Consider the following 21,702-nt stretch of genomic DNA (forward strand, 5'->3'; position numbering starts at 1 on the left):
ACATGAATGTTTATCTGGACATTGACGGTGTATTGCTAGCCAACGAGAGTAACGCGGCTAACTATGCAGATGAGTTTCTACAGGCTGTACTAGCAACATATCCCGATTCTACCTATTGGCTGACTACACACAATTGGAGAGGCGAAAACAGGACTAAAGAAGTGCTCGCACCACACCTCAGACCGGAAACCGTGCCACTACTGGATAAAATTAAGCCGTCCGTCTGGAATGAAATGAAGACGGACGGAATAAACTTCTCTGAGAAGTTTATATGGCTCGATGATGACTTATGGCAGGATGAGCTAAAGGTACTTGAGCGACACAATGCCACCGATAACTTTATCTTAATAGACCTTCAGAAAAACCCAAACCAACTAAAAGATATAGCCGAGATTATTTAGTCTTTTTATGATCTTTTAGGTAGTCGCGCATTACCGCAAAGACCATGAGTCTCTTACGAGCACCAGCACCACGTGGTTTTACGATAATTGCATAGAGCGCTAAAACGCCTAAAGCTATAAGCACGCCTCCAATGTAGTAGTACCAATTTGACCAAAATAGGACTGCCGGTAACAGTGTGATAGGCAAAACACGAACTAAGATTACTCGCACTAACGTGTCGTAATATTTCCTGAATCGCTTATACGCTGAGGGGCGAGCCGACTGGTGTATGCGCAGATAATCTGCGTAGTCTTTCACGGCTATTGTTTCCGTGTACTTCAGATGCTCGTAAACCGATTCTTGCTCAGTATTATCATACAATCCGTAGAAGCTATCTTTTGACCTAAAGAATGCATAGTGAAGTACAACAAGGATCCAATCGATAGCCTGTGAAAAATGTAGGTACGCAAGACCAAACAAAACTCCGGCACTTAACGCTAGATATTCCATACTATCTATCATATCATTTATACCATTTTTCCAGTTTTATGAAGCGTAGCATCTCTTGTACTGACGAAGCATCGTCTATGCGACGCATTAACTCACAGCTATCATTTTGAGATAGTATGTTCAAACTACCTTCGTAGAGGATATCATCGATGATAGCTAGTTTCCTGTGATGGCCGATCGTCATTAGGACAGTAACTCCCATACTCTGCATCATTTCGATAGCCTTGATCACTTGATCTTGATACTGCGGATCATGCTCCTCAATAGGTTTCGTATTCACGATAACCTCAACGCCGCGCTTTTTAAGTTTTGCAAAGACGACAAGCAAGGATATAGAACGACGCTGAGTAATGAACGGACTTTCTATAACTACACGATGTCTTGCACTCCGAAGGTCTTTGTAAAACCTGTCATAAAATGTAGACTGATTGTAGAGTGAAGATGATGATAGCCTAAACATTTTTACCTCCTGAAATAGCGTTTTCGCTAACAGAGTAAAAAGTTCTATCTTCATCCATGTACCCCTGCCAAGAAGAGAAGCCAGCCTAGTGCTGGCTCTTCTTCTTGGCAATCGAGCATGAGGATCGAACCTCAGTCGCGGCTGCTTTAGCAGGCGCAAGATTGAGATACGCGTACTGTCAAATCTTTGATTTGCACAGTACCTAGCGGATGTTCCTCGCTAGCATAGCGAGGACATCCAAGCGTCGGACTCATGCCCCTGCCAAGATTGAGAATTTCACTATTACACTAAAACATAAAAATACTCCGCGCCTGATGACGCGGAGTACTTCTATGTAAAGCACATGCGCGTCCGACGCGGAGTTATACCTGGTCGACTAATTGTCGAGAAACACGTGAGACAAGGCTTGGCATAGGAGGAAAGCATCCCCACTCTCGTGGCAACATGCCACCATTCGCAGCGCGTACCTCATCAGCCCTTTGACGCCAAACCGCATCAGTGCAAGCTTCCTGCACATAACGGCGAGCGTCAGAGCGGATAGTCAGGTCAATGTTGTTGCTCATCAAATTCCTTACTATTGTCGTGTCAGGCACATCCAACTACAAGGTTAGATATGTATATTATAACACATTACATAACTATTTGGAATAGGCCAATTCAAAATTCGTAACAACAATATGCAAGAAAATTACAGCTAGATATTTAAATATAATGCCGTATATGTCAATAGTGTGCTAAAATTGACAAAGTATCAATAAAGATTGGACCTATAAAATGGCTAAACAACGCAACAAGCACGGAGCTTCGCACAAGCGACGCATGAAAAAGAAGAAGCTGGCAGCTCTGAACAAGTAGCCATAGAGCTCATCCATCAGAATAGCTATATAATATCCCGACGATAATGTCGGGATATTTTATTTCATGCAAATCAAGCAATCTCAGAATTTAAACGTAAGGACAGGGGAGGCGCGTTTGCTTTGTTTCGATGCGTATTTCGCCACGTACCAAACCTATAAGCAGCCACTCCTACTGCAAGTGCGCTACCATGCGATATCATATCAATTTTACCGTCATCTCCACCCAAAAATACATAGGCACCAAACGTCATTATTGAAGCAAATGCCGCGGCACCAAGCTTCCATCGTCGACGTTTTGTTTCATCCTCGGCACTTACTGCACGATCAAGCAAAAACTTTGTCCCCCAAGCAGCCGCTATCGACGACGAGCCCACGTCCACAGTATTGCCAATGAGGCCAGTTTGATCAATCAGCGCATCTGTTCCGCAACTAATCATCTGCGCACTAATGGCGGTGGCCGCCAGCTCGCGTAACGGCGTCGTTCGACGGGCAGCTTCGAGAGTAGCGAGAGTAAGCCCGGTCGCTCCGGCAAAATCTAGTTCCTTAATACCAATACCATCCGGTGTTCCAAACGCCGAAGGGATTGCCATTTCTAGTTGTTTTGTCAGCGGGTCGCTGGTGTGTACGGCTAAACTATCGCCATACACCAAATTTACAGCGACTAGTCCTAAAGCTGCGGCAACTGTTACTTTAGCATCCTTCAGATAGTCGATCGCGCGACGATAAATTGTACGATTTTCTTGTGATTGGTCGTCAAGATTATCTGCTTCAGAGGTTGTAAAAACACCATCTTCAAAACTTGCCATATCAATGCATTTTACCATCATTCTCAATCTGCGCTAAAATAGATAGGTGAAGAACAACAAGAGTCTCAACTTTTTCAAAAACAAAAATGGCGAATGGACAATTGCTCAATTTCCAAACTTTCCGATTATAGCGTGGCTGCTGCTGTATATCTCACTCTTTTTCATAGGTGACAGCAACTTGAAAAGTAGCGTCCATTCTCTTAGCAATGCATTTTTATTTACGTGGGCCTATCTAGAGATCGCAATGGGCGACAGTGGTTTTCGTCGACTACTCGGCGGCGTTGTGATACTTTCCGTAATATACGGCTACTTCAACTAGTCATCATTAGGTTCAAATCGGTCTTCATCCGTATGATTCGTTACCGGATGCTTAACAGTAGGGCTAACCGTCGACGATGGTGACGTAGCACTATTTCTGTTCAATATATTCGAGATAGTAGGCACTGCTGGTGCGACAGGAACTCTAGGCACCTTTGGCTTCGATATAACTTCAAAATCCTGATACGGCAGAGCATTGTAATATTCCACATACGCCACTACTCGGTACTTGCCCGGCTTATTAAATAGATGGCGCCACTCTTTAAACGTACCGGACATTGATCCATTTGCCGGCACGGCTATCTGACGACCCTCCAAGGGACAATCGCTCAGAGCGACCGTATCGTGAATCCGTTTCCAGGTGCCACTTTCTAATTTAAATACTTCTAACGGCTCGGACGGACAGTTGTTGGTTACATAAATAGTACTATTGAAACCATTGTGTACAGTAAACGGCACGGTTTCACCTACTAAAAACTTAGAATAGGGAATTGATAATCGCACATCACCAACAGGAACGCTATGAGTGCCTATCTGACTGCCAAATTGATACAGCGCGAACAGTGCTCCTGCCAGCAGAACCGCATAAACAATCGCCCACATAATGCGCCAACGTACCGGGCTATACGCATATAAAAGTTCACCTTTCATATCGTTTTTGCTCTCCAAAGTCTATATAAGATACTTACGGCGATTGCCGCACCCATACCAACCCAAAGTATGCGCAACAAACCGTCGGCTAAGTCTGTACCCAAATACAGCGCATGAACAAATACGAATAGTATAACTACATAGGAGAGTAGGTGTACCCACTTCCAAATAATCGGCTTTTTTTCTACCCAAAGTAACGAAGTGATTATTATGATCATAGTTAAATAAAATGCCAAGGTACCCATAGCTACGTACAAGGAGCCTAAATGCAATCCAAACAACGTCACTACTTTGTAGTCCGATAGCCAAGGTATCAAAATCTGCCAAATATTAAATGGTACGAAATGGTCGAAGAGTAGTCCGAACATATGAATAGATACGGATACTCCAAAAGCAATTCCTAACGCTCTATGCGAAGCCCATGCGGTCAGCGGTTCAAGAAATCGGTATGTATAACCCGTAACCTGACCAATTCCCGATAATATAAGGATAAGCAGAGCAACCGCTGCGACAATACCGCTGGCACGAATTATGTACCACGGCCACGAACTCTTGGCTCGTTCCAGCATACGCTCAGCTAACGTTGGTCCAGGTATAGTCTGGACTTTGATACTATTGTCAGTACTAGCTGCAATTGCCGCAGGCTGGACGTCTGCAAACAATCCAAATAGCACTGCCAGAGCAAAAAATAACGCCAATATGGACTTACGCATGAGCCACCGCCTTTACGTTTTTATTCAACCTTAGACTTCGGCCGAATTTTACGTTTTTTCCATCATAAGTTTGTAGAAGCGCAGCCCTTACATTTCGTGACTTCAAAAAAGGCACTGCTTTTTCGCTACCCAAAATTACCGCGCATGATGCCAGTACGTCCGCATCTATGCCCTTATCGCAATAAACCGACGCCACCCGGACATCAGACATCGATGGCCGTTCCGTGCGCGGGTCAATGATATGATGCCAGTCTTTTGTGTCGGTACTAGTTCCGCGCCGTACGTTCGTATCAGAAGTCGCAACAGCAAACGTATCAAAATTAATCGGCTGGAATATAAAAGGACTGAGATTATCTAATGTGGAACTATCCGCGATACGCACCGTCCATGGCTTTCTATTCTCATCATGACCGCCCGCCACGATATCCCCACCTAATGAAAACCAAAAACCGACAACTTCGTCAGGCAAACATGCCGCGAGCTGATCCGCAAGATACCCCTTGCCGCAACCGCCCATGTCAATCGATGTGCCGTAAGGAATCTTCGCCCATTCATCGCCAACTTCAAAATTATCAACTGACACAACAAGTCTATTTGAATAATCGTCTTGGACATCATTTTCATGCCCAGGCATAAATGATTTCGTGTAACCAGCGCGTTGCAGAGCAGGCAAGATAAACGGATTGTATAAGCCCCCTGTTACTTCAGTCATACTTTTTGCAGCCAGTAGCAGCTCACGAAATGCTGGGCTAATGTGACGCCTACGGCCACCAGTCCGATTAAACAAAGACAGTTCGCTTTCTGGAATAAAGCGGCTAAACTGACGCTCAAACCGAAACGCAATGCCCCAAAGAATCTCCAGCAGTTGCTCAGCTACTGCATCAGGCATATCCGAAACAATCATCAAAGTAACGTCAGAGCCTACAACCCGCTTCGTCTGAAAATGCTGCTTTAACATGTAGTTACCCCGCTTGGTGTCGTCGTGCATATTGGCGTTGGCTGCGGCGCGGTTGCCGTCGGTGTAGTATTTACGACTGGCGTTGACTGTGTAGTTGGCGCCGAGGCTCCCTGAGTACTCGAGCCGGTCTGCGACACGGTACCAGTAGAACTATTCGCTTTGATTTGTGATTCAGCTGCCGCCACTTTTGCCAAAGCTTCGGATACTGCCTTCGATACTGGCAGGTGACTGTCCAATGCCGGTAGTTGATTTACTAGTTTATCCAAATCTTGCTGCCTGCCGTTCGTTAGCGTACTACCTTCGGTGGTATTATTGTCGAGCAGCGAACTAGATGGCATACTTTTCAGCAAGTCGCTTGCCATTACAACAACACTGCCCAAAGATAACCCAACAGCGCTCAAGGCATACATATTGTACGGCCAGCTACGAATTTGCCCCGTTTGTCGGCGAGAGCCCTGACTAAACGCCTCGGTCATAATTTGACTTCGACTAACGTCCTTAGCGCGCAAAGTACTAATTGCGGCATTTATAAATGGAGGCGGCCCGCACAAAAAGAACGTTTTATCACCGTAATGATGACCAGTAACCTCGTCGAGCAACTCAGGAGTGATGCGGCCTGATTTAACCTCTTGTTTTTCGAACTTATCGACTGGACCATGACCAATCACAAACACTACTTTAAGCCGTGGATTTTGATCCTGCATCTTAATTAACTCACTTCTAAAAGGCACGTCGTCTTGTGACGCACAGCTATAGACAAGTACTATGTCGCAGTCTGCATGAATGGTTGAAGCAAATCGTACCATACTCATAAATGGGGTGATTCCTATGCCACCCGCCAGCAAAACAACGTCTTTATCACGTTCGGCATCGAAAACGAAACCACCAAATGGTCCACGTACTTTTACGATGTCGCCTTTTTTTACTTTCGACAATGCTGTCGTAAAACGACCGCGCGTTCGCATACTAAACTGCAAAGTTTCTTGCTGAGTAGGTGAGCTGACGATAGAAAAGCAACGAGCTGGAGTCGGTCTAAAGTTATGCGAAAAACTTATTGCCGCGTACTGCCCAGGCTGAAATGTAAAAGGAAATTTATCCTTACTTTTTAAGGACAATAACAGAGTAGAAGCAGTGATCTGCTCCGCGTCCTCTACGACATACTTATGTATAAACACGACATAATCATTATAGCAGTCAATTTGTCATGACGTGTTGTATACATACTAAAAACTTCCATCAAAATTTTATAAATATGGCTCTGCTGAATAATATTTTTCAACCCAAGTTCGCATAACGCCAATTCGGTGCCCCACTGCAGGGTCTTTCGGATCATTTATGATGTCTTGCGCGCGCAGACTAAGTTCATCGGAAGTATAATTTACTCTTCGTCGATTGTCGGCATAGATTTTACGTCTGTAGGCGGTAATGGCCCTGTAGTCATCGCCGTCAAAAGTAACAAGATGAAAGCCAAGCGCACAACGACCCATTCTGTCTTCGAATGTCACATTCCTATGACCGCTATAGCCGTCTAGTCGGCCTTCGGCATCGGCATGAACGGGCCACTGTAGATCTAGTTGAATTCTTTCCCACATACTATTAAATTCACCGAGTCGTTCAGCTGCCTTCTCACGCATCTCAATCGCCATCTGTTCATAAGACAAATTACAATTACCATAGTCCAAAATAATTCCAGAATTATTGTGATCGGTCGTAGATATAATTTCGGTCGTACCGTAAGTCATAATATTCCCACAGTACCACTTGTGCCTGTAACGTCAAAATAGTTATGCTCTCGATAGGGCAAATTTACTGAAATAGCGACCATTTACATTCATACAATGCATGTAGCAAGGTGTTTCGTCGTATGGACAATTTTATAAGTATTATCATTAATCTTGCCCAACTACATGTAAGTTGTACGAGCTTTGCCTGATGTGGTAGACTGTCAGCAACGCCGGCGTAAATCACGCTGACAATCGCACCTTTGGAGGGAGGTGAGTAAGGTGAGCAGCATCTTTGCATGGTTCAGTGCGAACTGGCCTGTGATTTTGAGTGTACTTGGTGGCGCCGGTGGCATCGCCGGTTTCGTCAAATCATTTCATATCGTCCGTGAATACGAACTTGCAATCGTGACCAAACCTCGTGGCGGCAGCGTCATAAGAGACAAGGAAACGGGGCAAGTCAAGGAATATACGGGCGTCCTGATCCGATTAGCTGGACTATACCGCGTCATTGTCGTCAACATGAAAGACCATGTGGACCTTATCTTACTCGACGGTGTGATGCGCCCGACGGAAAGTGGTCATCGCGAAAAATGGCAGCTATCCGCGACAATCAAATGGCACATCGAAAAGGGCTACGTCTATCAGGCGTCCGAGTGGCATCTCACGGACATCGGCGAATACGCGAGGGGTAAGATTCAGGATGCGATTCTGAATTATCTAGAAAACACCCCAGCCGCCGTAGAGCTAAATTCTGCTGGAGTTTTTACGGCCAGCCGGACAAAGGCCGTCCAGGAAGAGTTACTCACTCACGGCGTCGTATGGACCGAGCTGATGGTCAACAAAAACGCGTTGGCTGACTCCGAGATCCAGGGTCAAGCCATCCGCGAAATCGGCAATCCGTTACGCCCAGACACCGCCTAACCACTCTCAAACCCGTCTTGTGCTTGCCTCACTGGCATGACAAGGCGGGTCTTTTCTTTTCACGCACGCTTCTATCTACGAGATTGGTTCAAATTCCTTTTCAGAGCCATCCGATACTGCGCCAACTTGGTCTATACCGGGAGCATCTACGTCTCTGTTTGTCTTGGTCGCAAGTGTAAAGCTAAACGTCGAACCATTGTTCAGGCGACTATCTACGTTAATCTTTGCATCAAGCTTGTCGATAAGTTTAGCGACCACATACAACCCAAGCCCCGTACCGGTAGTTTCGCGTGTCCTATAATCTTCGCTACGATAGAATTTTTCAAAAATATGTTCTATGTCCGACTTGCTCATACCGATTCCGGTGTCGGTAACAAAAAACCGGATTCGACTATCCGACTCCATCTTTGCACCAAAGGTAACTGACCCATCCTTGGTATACTTTATGGCGTTAGTAATGAAGTTTTGCAATATTTCTTCCAGATACAATCGACTTGTTTCGATAGACGGCAGGTTGGTCTCGGCGTCCAGATTAAGCTGTAGTGATTTCATGTGTGCTTCGTTTTCATACCTACCGTAAAGGTCATGCAGCATCGTGTTAACATTTACCGATTCAACGAAGTCTCCCACTCCGCGCTCGGCGCGTGACAATGTCGAAAGATCGTTGATCATGTTAGCCAAGTACACGACCTGTGCGTGCGCAGCCTCGGCGGCATCATGAATTTTAATTTCAGAAGCTTTACGTTCCTGCATAAGCATAAGATTACTCAAGCTGCCTTCGGCAATAGCAACCGGCGTGCGAAGCTCATGACTAGTAACACTTATAAACTCGTCTTTTTCTTCTTCTAGTGTTTTTTGTTTCGTAATGTCACGCAGTATCAAAACAACTCCGTACTCTTCTTCGTCATTAAAGGTTCCACGAATTCGAGACATCTGCACATTCAAATGCTTTATATCTTCACCTTTACCAGTAGACAGATCGTCTCGCGTACTTGACGTTTTAATCGTTCGCGCCAATTCCGTCACACCTACGGGATGACCGTTCATATCTGTAAGTTCCAAAATCTGATCGATATTACGCCCAATGAGAGATTCGTTAGTATCAAAAAACACCTGAGCGGCTGCATTTTGAGAGGTGACGCGACCGTAGCGATTAAGCGTCATAACTGCGTCGCTAATACTGTTTAGCAGTGTATTCAGGCGGTTCACCTGTAGCTGTTCTGAATGCTGTGACCTCTGTAAATCAACGGCCTTCTTGCGACTATGCGAAATGATATTAACAAATATATACGAAAGCAAAATCGTCATAAGAACGACCATAACGGAGTTACCAGAATACACAAGAACATTCGGCTCAAGGTCGTTAGCAAACAACAATGAATACGCCGCACCCGTAAGCACAAGAGACAAGCTACTCATAACAAACCCCGTCCAGCCAAAGTAAATAGACGCCCATAAAATCAAAATCGACCAAAGCACGGTATATGGACTAAAAATCTCAGAGAACCATAGCAGCAACACTGCCATAGTAAAGTGATACCAAACGATGGTAAGTAATTTAAAATGAGAAGATTTCGTACCCATGTATGTGAGTATGGGTGTCACGAGAAAGGCAGAAAGAAAAAAGAAGTTTCTTACAAGAGGGGTGTAGTGCTGAGGCACGCCATTACCAAATGCGAGTAAAAGCATTATAACCACCGCAATGATGATTAACATGCCCGTTAGCGAAAGGGCCAGCCTCTTTGAGAGTACGCGAGTATCATCAATCATTACATAAGCATCTTAATATAAAACATAAGTTTTATCTAGATGAGACCACTGTCAGGAGTATTTGCTATGTACTAACTTTTTTTTGTTAGAGTGTATTCTCTTTGCTATACTAGCAACAATATGAAGTCACTTCATCTGAGCAGACCATATTTGTTGTTGGCGATTGGCATACCGGGAGCAGGCAAAAGCGCCTTTTCTTCGAAGTTTGCAAAAACATTCAATACGCCGTTTATCGACTACGTCGAACTTGCCGGCATCGTCAAAGACGAGGCGACATTTCACAAAGTCGCTAACTATACGCTAAAGCAATTATTTCTGACAAAACAGACAATCGTCCTAGACGGACGAGGGGAAAAGGTAGCCGACAGGCGACAAATTATAGACATGGCGGTTAAGCACGGCTATATACCACTTTTCATCTGGGTCCAGACCGAGCCCGCGACAGCAGAACAGCGAGTCGCTCGTGGCAAAGGCGCAAAGATGACAGTCAAACAATTTGATGAAGGCATACTACAATTCCAGAACCCAGCAAAAGGCGAACCCGTACTTGTCATAAGTGGCAGACACACGTACGCCTCTCAGGCGCGCGCGGTTCTCAAACGACTAGCCGGGGATCGACCCGTCGAAGAAACTCCAAGAATCGCCACCCCTCCACCTCGACAGACGCCTGTACGCGGACGATTCATACGATAGGAATAACATGGCGACAATACATGACGAGGAATTCGGCGAGATCACTGTCCGCCGAAGTGTGCGCGCGCATTCTATTCGCATAAGCGTCGCTCCGGACGGCACGCTACGCGCATCCCTACCTCCGTATGCGCCACTATTTACGCTAAAACGGCTCGTCAAATCATCTCGCAGCAAGCTTCGCAAAATGTTAATACAACAGACGCCCACTTATAATTTGGCTAACGGCATGGAAGTTGGAAAAAGTCATAAACTCGTCGTAGGCAAGTCCATCCGCACAAGCGTACGGCGCACCGGCCAGTCTATCGTAGTTGCGCTAGCGCCAGGGGACAATTTGCATGATCCGTTAATCGAGCGAAAAGTACGAGACACTATAGCAGCAGCGCTGCGTGTCGAAGCTAAAAATTACCTTCCGCGCAGGTTGGCCTACTTAGCCGAAAAACTAGATTGCAACTATGAGAAGGCTCGTTTTTCGCATGCCAGTAGCCGCTGGGGGAGTTGCAGCAGTAGCGGTACAATTAGCCTCAACATAGCGCTCATGAAACTACCGTTTGAACTTATCGATTACGTTATCATTCATGAACTTTGTCATACCAAACAAATGAATCACTCACCAAAATTTTGGGCGCTTGTCGAAACGGCCGACCCCTCGTATAAGCTTCACCGAAAAATGCTCAAATCTCACTCGCCGTCAGTATAGACTCGATGACCTTTGAAACCCCTATGAAAGCACGCTGTTCTTTGTTTATTTTCTATAAACCTGTATAGGTCGGCCCTTCCAGGTGACCACGCCCAACTTATACTGGTACAAGCTGACGATGAGTAACGCGATTTCCTGAGCTATAGTGAATGGAAGTAGCAATGCGCCGACAAATCGATAACGCACCCATACTCGGCTTAAGTAATAGTAGGCGATTAAATATTGCAGTGCGACCAAAACCCCCGCCCATGGCTGCCACCATACAACTGCATACGGTATAAGCGTGACGCCAAGAAGCACGACCAGCCAAATAACCTGCAACCAAAACGCATCGCACTGCGGATAGAGCAGGCGGATACTTGTCTCGACTTGCGATGACCATTTCTTTTCAAAACGTACGCCCAACCACGAGCTGCTCATTACCAACCGATACGCTTTTTCTGCCGCCAATTTACGAGCAATTGTCGTCTCCATGAGCATAGATTTTTGAAGCGATGTATCATTCTGCAACTCATCTAACATCAATTTCCGCTCTATCAACCACGCGTTAGACACAGCGCGCGGACGAGTCGGCGTAAATCGCACCATCGCCCAATAGTATCGCATTGTAGTAACGAGAGTGCTCGACTCCCAGCGATTATTTCTTAATGGCACAACCGACACCATTTTTGCCTTATAAAACAATAGGTAGCTGACAAGACGCGCCACAGTGTGCCGCTCAATGAGCGTATCGACATCCATAAATAATATATATTTACCACTAGCTTCATCTGCCAACATAGCTTGGGCATAATTTTTGCCTAACCAGTCTTCCGGTAACGGCTTACCTTCGACAAAACGAACGCCGGCATGAGCAAAAGATTTTATAAGCATAGACGTGTCGTCGCGTGAGCCGTCGTCTAACACGATAACTTCAAGTTTTGGATAGTCACTAGCAACTACTCGCTCTAAACACTGCGTCATAGCGTGCGTCTCGTCGCGCGCGGTTATACATATACTAACTGTTGGCAAGTCTTTTTGCACAGGCAGATCTACGGGCATAGTCAACCTTCGAAACGCAACACGCAGTCTGATGAGAATGAATATATCGAGTGCGCCGACAACCCCAAGCAGAAACAGGTCAATCATTACCACTATACTAACATATCCTTATACATGTTGTCCGCCTCTGCCCGCACCCTTTCTCTGGTGCTTGACATTACGGCCGACTACACCTATACTTTGTATTGACAGCCTGCGACAAGCAGGCTATTTAAGTACAGAAAGAACAACGTGGCAAATACGACCAAAAAGTCATCGAAAAGCAAAGTGAAAGACGACGCGAATGTCGTCCGTATCCGTGCGAACGCTTCAAGTAGCGATAAACCGTCTAAAGAAGCAAAGACTACCGTAAAGACTCCAGCGAAAAAGTCTAAAGTCGTCACAAAAGACAAAAAGGCAAGGAAACTTCACACGAAGTTCAAAGCTCCTCGCGTCTTACGTGCTATTGGCGGCTATTTCAAAGGTGCATGGGTTGAACTACGTCAAGTTCGCTGGCCAAACCGCCGCGCCACTTGGGGCCTCACATTGGCAGTTATAGCTTATAGCGCATTTTTCGTCGTCTTCGTACTACTACTAGACGCCGGATTCAAATATTTATTCGATTTAATTCTAAAGAAGTAAGATAAAGGAGCACTATGTCAAACAGGTACGACAGCACCCGCAAATGGTACGCAATTCACACGTATAGCGGTTATGAAGAGAAGGTGGCTGACAGCATTCGTCAGCGTATCAATGCTGTTGACATGGCAGACAAAATTTTTGACGTAATGGTGCCCAAGGAAAAGCAGATCCAAATCAAAAACGGCAAACGAAAAGTTGTCGAAGCAAAGATTTTCCAAGGATATGTACTTGTTGAAATGAAATTAACAGACGAAACTTGGTACATCGTCCGCAACACTCCTGGCGTCACAGGTTTCGTAGGTAGTGGCACCGAGCCAACTCCGGTTTTTGATGCAGAAATTGCCAAAATCAAAAAACGCATGGGAGTTGAAGATCCAAAGCATCATATCGACTACGCTGAAGGCGAAGTCGTCAGTATCACAGACGGACCGTTCAAAGGCTTCGATGGTGCAATCAGCGAAATTGACACACAAAAGGGCAAGATCAAGGTCATGGTTAGCATGTTTGGTCGCGACACCCCTGTAGAGCTTGACGCACTCCAAGTCAAAAAAGTATAGAGACACTGTTACACTACAGAGAGTCCGGCCAGCCGGACTCTTTTTTTGCAGTAATATGGTATAATAATCAAGTCTCAGTCAATCAACCTGGAGGACATCTATGAAGCGCGCGCTCGGTGTAACGCTCGGCGTAACTATCGGAGCTGCAGCATTCGTCGTCGTTGCTACATGGCACATCGTGGCCAATACGGGCAACGACATTGTTGACGACTCGGAACTATGGAGTAGGTGACAAGAGTGTATTCAGTGCAAACCGCAACGGACACGGTTTCGTTTTCTACTACGACCAGGTCAACTCTCGACGGGGTGCCGGTCAAAGTCACAATCAGCATCACCGCCGATGACCAGCTAGAGCACTATTTCGACCGTCAATCGGTCGGAAGGCTCCCATCGGCAACAATTGAGACGCTCCGAATTCTCGGTGTCATCTACGATGGCAGCGAGCCGGAGGTCGAAGTGGACCGCAGCACTTAAGACGTAGGTCACACGACCACCCCATGGGGCGGCTTATGTCGCCCCATTTTCATTGGTAAGCAAAACCCAGCTATCACAAGCGTCATCTTGCTAAATATCGCTACATCTGTTATATTCAGTAAGTTACGCACTAAATATTTACGCTTCAAAATAGTATTTAGTACAAGGAAAATATCACTATGGCCAAGAAAATTATTGGTAATCTAAAACTTCGCATCCCAGCTGGTCGCGCAACCGCAGGTCCTCCTGTTGGTAGCACGCTCGGTCAATGGGGCCTAAACATGATGGATTTCATCAATCCTTTTAATGACGCCACTAAAGGCGACATGGGTAAAGATGTTATCGTTCACATTCAGGTTTTCGAAGATCGCACATTCGCATGGAAGAGCCTCGGTCAGCCTGTAGACGACGCAATCCGCGCCGCTATCGGCATCCAAAAGGGTAGCGCCAAGCCGCATGCCGAAAAAGTCGGTAAGATTACTCGTGCACAGCTCGAAGAAATCGCCAAGGCAAAGATGGACCAGTTGAACGCAATCGACCTCGATGGCGCAGTCAAAACCATCGCCGGAACCGCACGCAGCATGGGCGTCGAAATAGCCGACTAATATTGCAAAATTTGCAAATATAATGTAAAATACTCCTCAAATAAGAGGAGTATTTTCGTGAGCATAGAAAACAACGACCACTTCAAACTCTGGGAATCGTCCTTTGACGCCCTCGAACTACCGGAAATGCCCAAAGATCCACTTGACGCAATCGTTGACTACACAGCCGATCCAGTAGAATGCGCAAAAGAAATCCATAAATACTTGTATAAAAATCCGGAGGACGCACATTCATCGCTCATGCGACGCGGCCTTGCTAAATTAGCTTACAAATACTACGGACAATACCACGGGAAACAACTTGCAGTAGTGGCGGACGAAGCATTTGCTGTACCTGAAACCGACAAAACACATCGAAAGCGTGAAATACTTCAAACGTCACAATATTCAGGCACCATCTTTGCTCGTGGCAACATGGCGACTTTCCGAACAATTGACTTTCGTGATGGAGAAACAGGCGTTGAAAGCACCCTTATAACTTTATGCCTATCTGAGCCATATCTCATTAATGCAAATGGCGATATAAATACCGACCACGAGCTACCCGACTACCTGCTACTCCCCATACAAAAAGTGCAGGAATACAAATTCAAACCAGACGAAATAGCAAATAGCTAGACTGGTTCAATAGGGCAGGTGCTTGCCTATAGTTGCAGCGAGGATTATCATAAAAAAAAGGAGTACGCTATGTCAGAATCAGATTTCAGCCTATGGGAAAAGGAACAGTCAGCTGGAGACAAAGAACTAAAAGTCATTCAGCATACACTCGACTTAGCACAGGAGCTCCAACTAAACCTCGTCAATCAGCCGCCCGACTTCCGTAAAGACATGGGGATCGAGGCACTCAAACTGCTTAACGGCCACCCGAACAATCTAAAACATCGCGACTTTGCGGTACATGTCCAGCACGCATACCTTCACTTGCGCCCAAAAGCACCCGAAGATCCAGCCCACACTCTACACTACGGAGAAATGCGACTCATAGGCAGAATCGGATATTACGTGCTCCAAGGGCTTTCAGACGCTGACTACATTCTATCCCTGCAGCTTTTCGACCCAAAACAACTGGAATGTCGTAACATAGAGGACAAAATATCTGCTCGTCTGCCCGAACCGTTGTCGCTTCCCGTAGCAGCATTCATCGATCCGCCCATTCTTATCAAGTAGCACAGCCAACGGGCCCCGCGCATTTGGATGCACGAGCCGACTCTAGAAGTGATCGCGAATATGCGAGAAGCTATAATCCCACTTGGCGTTCGCCTTTTTGTGCGGATTAAAGATATGTAGCGGGTCGAAGATGTTTTTAGTGTCACGGAAAAGTTGCATTATTTCCTTGCCATACATCTGTTCCAACCAAGGGCCACGCACTAGTCCGTCATTATGTTCGCCGCTGAGTGACCCTTTATATTTCAGTACCAGCGTATTAACTTCCTTCATAGCAGGCAAAATCTTCTTGCGGTCTTTTGGATCCTCAAGTTTCATAAGTGGAATGATATGGAAGTTACCGTCGCCCATGTGCCCAGCGATAGTAGCGAACAACTTATATTTCTTTATAATACGGCGTATCTTAGGCAAAAACTCTGACAAATATTCAGGGTTTACAACCAAATCGTCAATAAATGGAGCCGTGTGCTTGTCGCGCACCTTGCTGCGAAGTAGCTGGAAGCTTCGGCGACGCATAATCCAAAACTTCTCACTCGAACCTTCCGTAGGGTCTTCTTCAAAACCATTGATTTCATATCGTGCCTTTAGGTGCGACAAATCTTTGTGTAGTTGACGCACTTTATGTCGAACTTCTTCTTCAGTGTTGCCATTAAACTCGACCATGAGGATGAGCTTTGGTATACCGTGCAGAAGCTGCAGCCCATCAGGAATCAAACTAAGGAGCAGGTGAATGAATTTAACTGGACCGAGCATTTTCAGGAAACTCGGCATAAACTTTATACTAAGCCAAAGAGTTTGGTCATCAAAGCTCTCAAACGTAGCTGGTTTATGTTCGAGCACCTTTGGTATCAGTTCTCCCAACTCATCAATATCTTTCATAAATAACACCAGCAGGCCTGAGTGCTTTTGACGCGGAACCAACTGCAACGTCGCTTCAGTCACAAACCCAAGCGTACCTTGTGCGCCAATGATAGCTTGCGTTAGGTCAAACACGCCAGTTTCTCGGTCCCATACATTCCACAAATTGTAGCCGGTTGAGTTTTTGCTCACGTTTGGTTTGGCTGCCTTGATCTTGTCGTAGTTTTTTTCGATCAGTTCGTAGAGATCTTTATAAACTTTACCCTCGAAATCTTTTTGCTTCATCTTGGCATCGAGTTCACTCTTATTAAGCGGCTTAACGACTCGCTCTACGCCGTCAGCAAACACAAACTTCATGTGTGGCACATACTTTTCTGTCTTGCCAAATTCCAGCGACTTTTCGCCACCAGAGTTGTTGTTGACCATACCGCCAACCGAGCATAAATCACGGCTAGCAGGGTAGGAAGGCAGAAGAAAATCACCGGTCTTTTTGTCAAAATCGCGGAAGAAAATTCCAGGCTGAGTTGTTGCTTTGTCATGTTTTTGATCGATAAATTTGTTGAGATGCCTTTGAAAGTCAACGATGATCGATTCATTTATGGCAGCGCCAGACATGTCGGTACCGGCACTACGAGCCGTCAGCGACAGGTGAGGATCGTGTGCTTTGCGTTCCGCGACAATTTTGACCGCAGCTTCAACGTCTTTACTTGTTTTAGGAGCAATGACTAGTTTTGGTACAACCTCGAACATACTAGCGTCGTGCGAATATGCGTCGAGCGTGGCAGGGGCGTCATCGACATCACCCTTAAAGCCACTTTGAGCAAGTGCTTGTTTGATTTCTTCCATAAGTCAATCATAGCATAAGCGTCACAATCATAATGCCCAGATATGAAAAAACACCCCCGAAGGGGTGTGGAATAAGTGAAATTGGGCGGATTCCCCGGCGTGCCGAAACGGCACACCGGGGAATCCTATCCTGTCACGGCGGTCTTCGGTGGACGTTTCGTCCGGATTTAATCGGCAGAGTCGAAGGCGATGCCGTTCAAACTCAGACGCTCTGCTAGCTTCGAATTGAATCGAGGCTCCAGCAGGATATTCAGGATAACCATACGCGCAAGCTCGTCCTTCAGACGAATGAAGTCACTCTCGGTCATGCTAGCGGGCTCTTCCTCAATGGTATCGAGGGCGGCACCGATTCTATCGATTGCGGCCGAAATTGGCGTACGTCGTTGGTCGGTCATGAACCGTCCTTTCGTAGTATCTCCACATTTTCACTCATCTAAAAGTTCGTTCGCAGCCAGAACAGATAAAATATCTGATTCCGAACGACGAAACTGCTAGCTACTATAGCATAATCGCCAAGTCTGGTCAATCGGCATAAAAAATCCGCCATAAGGCGGAAAAGTATGACAGTGGAAGCATAAAGCGGGTGGCGTCCCGGTGCGGTCTCATGACTCGCACCGGGACACCCAGCTAGCTCAGACGAAATCGTCGTCGCTGACGTAGGTGATGTCGTTGAGCTTGCTGACCCAGCTGAGGTCGTCAGAATCCAGAACGACAGCCTTCTTGATCGAGAACTTCGTACCCGGAAACAGTTCGAGCTGTTCCGGAGCGTCGCTATTGGGCATGATAGCCCCTTTCTGGTTGAGTTGCTTCCACTGTCAAATGTCGATTTCGCCCGACACTGACAATGAAATGATTTCACGTCCGTCTTTGACGAAACTGCCAGAATTATAGCATAAGTTCATTGAAAAGTCAATTACATCAGGGTATTTAAAAACCACCCCGTAAGGTGGTTATAGACAAGTGAAAGCATGAGTTGAGCGGACAGTCCGGCGCGCAATGCACACCGGACTGTCCTGTCGCAAAACACCCTAGGATGACTACGAATTGACTTCATTTCTTGACCGAAACAAGGAAGTGCCTTTGAGTATAGGCATCAAACCATCGCCTCGACTTTCGCCATTTCGCCTGTCTTTCCATAATCTAGAGTGGTTTTGAACGGCGTTTCCCGGAGGAAAAGCAGTACAATGAACGCCACTACAACAAGAGGTGTGATCCAGAGGAAAATTGGCGTCAACGCATCACTATACGACTCCAGGATGGCGCTTCGAACCGTGCTTGGCAACATTTTGACGACCGCTGGAGTTAGCGAACCTTGTCCACCACTGCCAATTGACGCTCCGGGTAACCTTTCTGCAATTTGATCTTTCAAGTTTGTCACAAACAACGAACCGATAAACGACGCGCCCAGTGCCGAACCGATTGTACGGAAATATATGTTCGTCGAATTTCCCGTACCAGACATCATGAGCGGCACTTCGTTACGCACGATTGCCATCAGAGTCTGCATGGTCATACCCATGCCGGCTCCCATGACGCCAAGATACACACAGATGTGCCAAATCGCTGTCGTTGCCGTAAGGGTAGATAGCAGAACCAAACCAACACCCATGACTGCCATACCCGAAAGCGGCGCCCACTTATAACGCTTCGTGCGAGTGATGATGATATTGACTGTATTTGAGACTACTAGCATGCCACCCACTAGCGGCAGCATGTAAACACCCGACATCGTCGCACTAGTGCCCGTTGCCATCTGAAGATACGTTGGCAAATACGCCAACGTCCCCATCATCACGACACCCAGCACAAGACCCGCTACCGTCACTAACGAAAAGTTACGGTTCTTGAACAAAAAAAGTGGCATGACAGGATCTTCTACCAGCCTGCGTTCAACAATAACGAACAGGATAGCACTTACAACTGCGCTAACAATCAACCAAATGATTGCCGGCGAGCCCCATGCGTACTTCGACCCGCCCCAGGTTGTCGCGAGAACTATTGAAGTCGACGCTAAACTCAGCAGGATGATCCCGTACGTATCGAATTTCGGCCGAACCTTTGGCACTGGCAGCTTTGGCACGAATGCCACAATAGCGGCTAACGCGAGCGCGCCAACCGGCAGATTTAACCAAAATACCCATCGCCAGTTCGTCATAACACCAAAAATATGCGTGTCATGAACCGTAGACAAAAAGCCTCCGATAAGCGGACCGACGACGAACGAAACGCCGAATGTCAGACCAAAAAGCGGCGTATACTTTCTCATTTTGTCTGGTGGAGCAATGTGGCTCATTACCGCCATAGCAAGTACCATCAGACTACCGCCACCGAGACCCTGGACGAACCGCCCAATAATCAGCAGCGTCATGTTCGTTGCTAGCGCACTCATTGTTGACCCGACCAAAAACACCAGGACTGCAGTGATAAACATGCGCTTATGACCAAACAAGTCGCCTAGTTTTCCGCATATGGGCAGCACAACGGCCGAAGCCAACATATATGCCGTTATTACTAGCGACATACTCTCAACGCCATTCAAATCACCGACAATCGTCGGCAATGCGGCTCCAGCTACTGTTTGATCGAGCACGCCAAGAAACATCCCGGCGATAAGACCAAACAAAACTGTGAGAATCGCCCGATGGCTCAAACCCACCGATACATCTTGAGAATTGCTCATTGTCGCAACCTCTCTGCTTTGCTTTCACTTGTCAAAGGGCTTCATCGCCCCGACATATGAAAAAACCAATTTCCACACTCGCCGGGTGACGAAGATGGCATAACTATACTTTTTATTGCATTATAGGTCAATGAGTCTAGACATTTTACCTCTGTTTTGCTATGATTAGTCCATACAAATCAATGTTGGGAGGTAGCAAAACTACCGCTTGCACCACAGAAAGGGTTTACACCTATGGCTAAAAAAGCCGAACTATTAGAAAAGGCTGCCGAGCTCAAACTCGAAGTCACCGAAAAAAACACAATCGCCGAGATCGAAGCTGCCATCAATACAGTAGATGCTCCAGTGGTTGAAAAGGTCGAAGAAGTCGTAGCTGAAGAAGTAGTAGCCGACAAGCCAGCCGCAAAAGCCGGCAAGCGCAGTGAAAAAGCTCAAAAAGAAGTAGCTGAAAAGCTAGAAAAAGAAGCTCGCAAAGAATCTGGCGACACAACACCTCAGTCTGAAGACGCCGAAGCTCACGTTAAAAAGGGCAAAGCACCTATTATCCGCTCACGCCTCGAACGCCGTGGCAAAAATTACCGCAAGGTAGCTGAACTAGTTGAAAAGGGCAAAGTTTACAGTCTTCAGGACGCGCTAGAACTAGCAACCAAAACCAACCCAACCAAATTCGACGCTAGCGTTGAATTGCACGTACGCCTAGGCGTTGACCCTCGTCAGGCCGACCAAAACATTCGTGCGACTGTCAGCCTGCCACACGGTACCGGCAAGACCGTCCGTGTAGCAGTATTTGCACCTGAATCTGAACATGCCGCAGCCAAAAAAGCTGGCGCAGACGTCGTAGGTGACGACGACTTCCTAAAGCAACTAGAAAAGGAAGAACTTAACTTCGACATCCTCGTTTCAACTCCTCAGTACATGCCAAAACTTGGTAAGTACGCACGATTGCTTGGCCCACGCGGTCTTATGCCAAACCCTAAGAGTGGCACCGTGTCAGCAAACGTCGGCAAAGCCGTCGAAGAAGCAAAAGCCGGTCGTGTTGAATACCGCGTCGACAAGCAAGCTATTGTTCACATCGGCATCGGCAAGGTAAGCTTTGGTACTGAAAAGCTAGTACAAAACGCCACTGCCTTTGTAGACAGCCTGAAGTCTCAAAAACCAAGCAGCCTTAAGGGTAGCTACGTTAAATCAACCAGCGTTACTACAACTATGGGTCCTGGCATCAAGGTTGATGCTGGTATCAACTAGTTAATTGTAAAACAATCAAAAATAGCCCGCTATAGGGCTATTTTTGATTGTAGAAATATGTTGTATATACAACTTTGCCTAAGACTAAAATGCTAGGTAGAATAGTGGCAACGGGGTGAGCAAAAATAGACATATTTAGGAGTTTTTTAAGG

Annotated in this window: 27 protein-coding genes; 12 read left to right on the forward strand and 15 right to left on the reverse strand. The window is 46.4% G+C overall.

All coding sequences use genetic code 11. The features are described from left to right. Positions 1-2 precede the first annotated feature (2 nt). Complete coding sequence (locus H6797_03200; GenBank protein USN96059.1) at positions 3-401, forward strand: hypothetical protein; 399 nt, start codon at positions 3-5, stop codon at positions 399-401. Here the strand turns inward: H6797_03200 and H6797_03205 are convergent. The 4 genes from H6797_03205 to H6797_03220 form a co-directional block, all read right to left on the reverse strand. Next, positions 394-891: a hypothetical protein gene (locus H6797_03205; protein ID USN96060.1), complete on the reverse strand. Its 498-nt coding sequence runs from the start codon at positions 889-891 to the stop codon at positions 394-396. The genes H6797_03200 and H6797_03205 overlap by 8 nt on opposite strands. 13 nt (positions 892-904) lie before the next feature. Then, the gene (locus H6797_03210) at positions 905-1,351 is read right to left on the reverse strand and encodes a hypothetical protein (GenBank protein ID USN96061.1); all 447 of its coding nucleotides are present in this window, start codon (positions 1,349-1,351) and stop codon (positions 905-907) included. 362 nt (positions 1,352-1,713) lie between these two features. Continuing rightward, entirely contained in the window at positions 1,714-1,914 is a 201-nt protein-coding gene (locus tag H6797_03215; GenBank protein ID USN96062.1) for a hypothetical protein, read from the reverse strand. Between the two features lie 365 nt (positions 1,915-2,279). Next, positions 2,280-3,014 carry a hypothetical protein gene (locus H6797_03220; GenBank protein USN96063.1) on the reverse strand — a complete coding sequence of 245 codons (735 nt, stop codon included), beginning with the start codon at positions 3,012-3,014 and terminating at the stop codon, positions 2,280-2,282. 46 nt (positions 3,015-3,060) lie between these two features. Between H6797_03220 and H6797_03225 the strand changes: the two genes are divergently transcribed. After that, positions 3,061-3,333, forward strand: coding sequence for a hypothetical protein (locus tag H6797_03225; protein ID USN96064.1), 273 nt, complete (start codon positions 3,061-3,063; stop codon positions 3,331-3,333). Here H6797_03225 and H6797_03230 read toward each other — a convergent pair. The 5 genes from H6797_03230 to H6797_03250 all read right to left on the reverse strand — a co-directional run bounded on the left by H6797_03230 (position 3,330) and on the right by H6797_03250 (position 7,396). Then, positions 3,330-3,983, reverse strand: coding sequence for a hypothetical protein (locus H6797_03230; protein ID USN96065.1), 654 nt, complete (start codon positions 3,981-3,983; stop codon positions 3,330-3,332). The genes H6797_03225 and H6797_03230 overlap by 4 nt on opposite strands. Beyond that, a complete protein-coding gene (locus H6797_03235) occupies positions 3,980-4,696 on the reverse strand; it encodes a ferric reductase-like transmembrane domain-containing protein (protein ID USN96066.1) in 717 nt (238 codons plus the stop codon). Before H6797_03235 ends, H6797_03230 begins: the two co-directional genes overlap by 4 nt. Beyond that, positions 4,689-5,654: an FAD:protein FMN transferase gene (locus H6797_03240; protein ID USN96067.1), complete on the reverse strand. Its 966-nt coding sequence runs from the start codon at positions 5,652-5,654 to the stop codon at positions 4,689-4,691. The genes H6797_03235 and H6797_03240 overlap by 8 nt, the downstream gene beginning before the upstream one ends. Beyond that, the gene (locus tag H6797_03245) at positions 5,648-6,829 is read right to left on the reverse strand and encodes a hypothetical protein (protein USN96068.1); all 1,182 of its coding nucleotides are present in this window, start codon (positions 6,827-6,829) and stop codon (positions 5,648-5,650) included. Before H6797_03245 ends, H6797_03240 begins: the two co-directional genes overlap by 7 nt. A 69-nt stretch (positions 6,830-6,898) precedes the next feature. After that, on the reverse strand, positions 6,899-7,396 hold the full coding sequence (locus tag H6797_03250) for a hypothetical protein (GenBank protein USN96069.1): 498 nt from the start codon (positions 7,394-7,396) through the stop codon (positions 6,899-6,901). 261 nt (positions 7,397-7,657) lie between these two features. Here H6797_03250 and H6797_03255 point away from each other — a divergent pair, with 261 nt between their 5' ends. After that, entirely contained in the window at positions 7,658-8,299 is a 642-nt protein-coding gene (locus tag H6797_03255; protein USN96070.1) for a hypothetical protein, read from the forward strand. 75 nt (positions 8,300-8,374) lie between these two features. Here H6797_03255 and H6797_03260 read toward each other — a convergent pair whose 3' ends face one another. After that, a complete protein-coding gene (locus H6797_03260; GenBank protein ID USN96071.1) occupies positions 8,375-10,069 on the reverse strand; it encodes a PAS domain S-box protein in 1,695 nt (564 codons plus the stop codon). A 120-nt stretch (positions 10,070-10,189) separates the two neighbouring features. Here H6797_03260 and H6797_03265 point away from each other — a divergent pair, with 120 nt between their 5' ends. Continuing rightward, positions 10,190-10,762 carry a hypothetical protein gene (locus H6797_03265; GenBank protein USN96072.1) on the forward strand — a complete coding sequence of 191 codons (573 nt, stop codon included), beginning with the start codon at positions 10,190-10,192 and terminating at the stop codon, positions 10,760-10,762. A 7-nt stretch (positions 10,763-10,769) separates the two neighbouring features. Continuing rightward, the gene (locus H6797_03270; GenBank protein USN96073.1) at positions 10,770-11,459 is read left to right on the forward strand and encodes a M48 family metallopeptidase; all 690 of its coding nucleotides are present in this window, start codon (positions 10,770-10,772) and stop codon (positions 11,457-11,459) included. Between the two features lie 45 nt (positions 11,460-11,504). Here H6797_03270 and H6797_03275 read toward each other — a convergent pair whose 3' ends face one another. Next, a complete protein-coding gene (locus H6797_03275; protein USN96074.1) occupies positions 11,505-12,587 on the reverse strand; it encodes a glycosyltransferase in 1,083 nt (360 codons plus the stop codon). A 144-nt stretch (positions 12,588-12,731) separates the two neighbouring features. Between H6797_03275 and secE the strand changes: the two genes are divergently transcribed. From secE to H6797_03305, 6 genes are all read left to right on the forward strand, one after another. After that, a complete protein-coding gene (secE, locus tag H6797_03280) occupies positions 12,732-13,121 on the forward strand; it encodes a preprotein translocase subunit SecE (protein USN96075.1) in 390 nt (129 codons plus the stop codon). Between the two features lie 14 nt (positions 13,122-13,135). Then, positions 13,136-13,678 (forward strand): transcription termination/antitermination protein NusG, encoded by a 543-nt coding sequence (gene nusG / locus H6797_03285; GenBank protein ID USN96076.1) that lies wholly within the window; start codon positions 13,136-13,138, stop codon positions 13,676-13,678. A gap of 237 nt (positions 13,679-13,915) precedes the next feature. Further along, a complete protein-coding gene (locus H6797_03290; protein USN96077.1) occupies positions 13,916-14,152 on the forward strand; it encodes a hypothetical protein in 237 nt (78 codons plus the stop codon). A 179-nt stretch (positions 14,153-14,331) separates the two neighbouring features. Then, the gene (gene rplK / locus H6797_03295) at positions 14,332-14,757 is read left to right on the forward strand and encodes a 50S ribosomal protein L11 (GenBank protein ID USN96078.1); all 426 of its coding nucleotides are present in this window, start codon (positions 14,332-14,334) and stop codon (positions 14,755-14,757) included. A 57-nt stretch (positions 14,758-14,814) separates the two neighbouring features. Next, a complete protein-coding gene (locus H6797_03300; protein ID USN96079.1) occupies positions 14,815-15,375 on the forward strand; it encodes a hypothetical protein in 561 nt (186 codons plus the stop codon). 69 nt (positions 15,376-15,444) lie between these two features. Continuing rightward, positions 15,445-15,924, forward strand: coding sequence for a hypothetical protein (locus tag H6797_03305; protein ID USN96080.1), 480 nt, complete (start codon positions 15,445-15,447; stop codon positions 15,922-15,924). Positions 15,925-15,966: 42 nt separating this feature from the next. Here the strand turns inward: H6797_03305 and H6797_03310 are convergent, their stop codons facing one another. From H6797_03310 to H6797_03325, 4 genes are all read right to left on the reverse strand, one after another. Continuing rightward, positions 15,967-17,625, reverse strand: coding sequence for an FAD-binding oxidoreductase (locus H6797_03310; GenBank protein USN96081.1), 1,659 nt, complete (start codon positions 17,623-17,625; stop codon positions 15,967-15,969). Between the two features lie 167 nt (positions 17,626-17,792). Next, entirely contained in the window at positions 17,793-18,020 is a 228-nt protein-coding gene (locus H6797_03315; protein USN96082.1) for a hypothetical protein, read from the reverse strand. A gap of 237 nt (positions 18,021-18,257) precedes the next feature. Beyond that, entirely contained in the window at positions 18,258-18,407 is a 150-nt protein-coding gene (locus tag H6797_03320; GenBank protein ID USN96083.1) for a hypothetical protein, read from the reverse strand. A gap of 311 nt (positions 18,408-18,718) precedes the next feature. Then, a complete protein-coding gene (locus H6797_03325) occupies positions 18,719-20,305 on the reverse strand; it encodes an MFS transporter (protein ID USN96084.1) in 1,587 nt (528 codons plus the stop codon). Positions 20,306-20,539: 234 nt separating this feature from the next. Here H6797_03325 and rplA point away from each other — a divergent pair, with 234 nt between their 5' ends. Then, entirely contained in the window at positions 20,540-21,550 is a 1,011-nt protein-coding gene (gene rplA, locus H6797_03330; protein ID USN96085.1) for a 50S ribosomal protein L1, read from the forward strand. The last annotated feature ends 152 nt before the right edge of the window (positions 21,551-21,702 follow it).

The sequence above is a fragment of the Candidatus Nomurabacteria bacterium genome, from assembly GCA_023898645.1.
Classification (GTDB): Bacteria; Patescibacteriota; Saccharimonadia; order Saccharimonadales; family Saccharimonadaceae; genus UBA2112.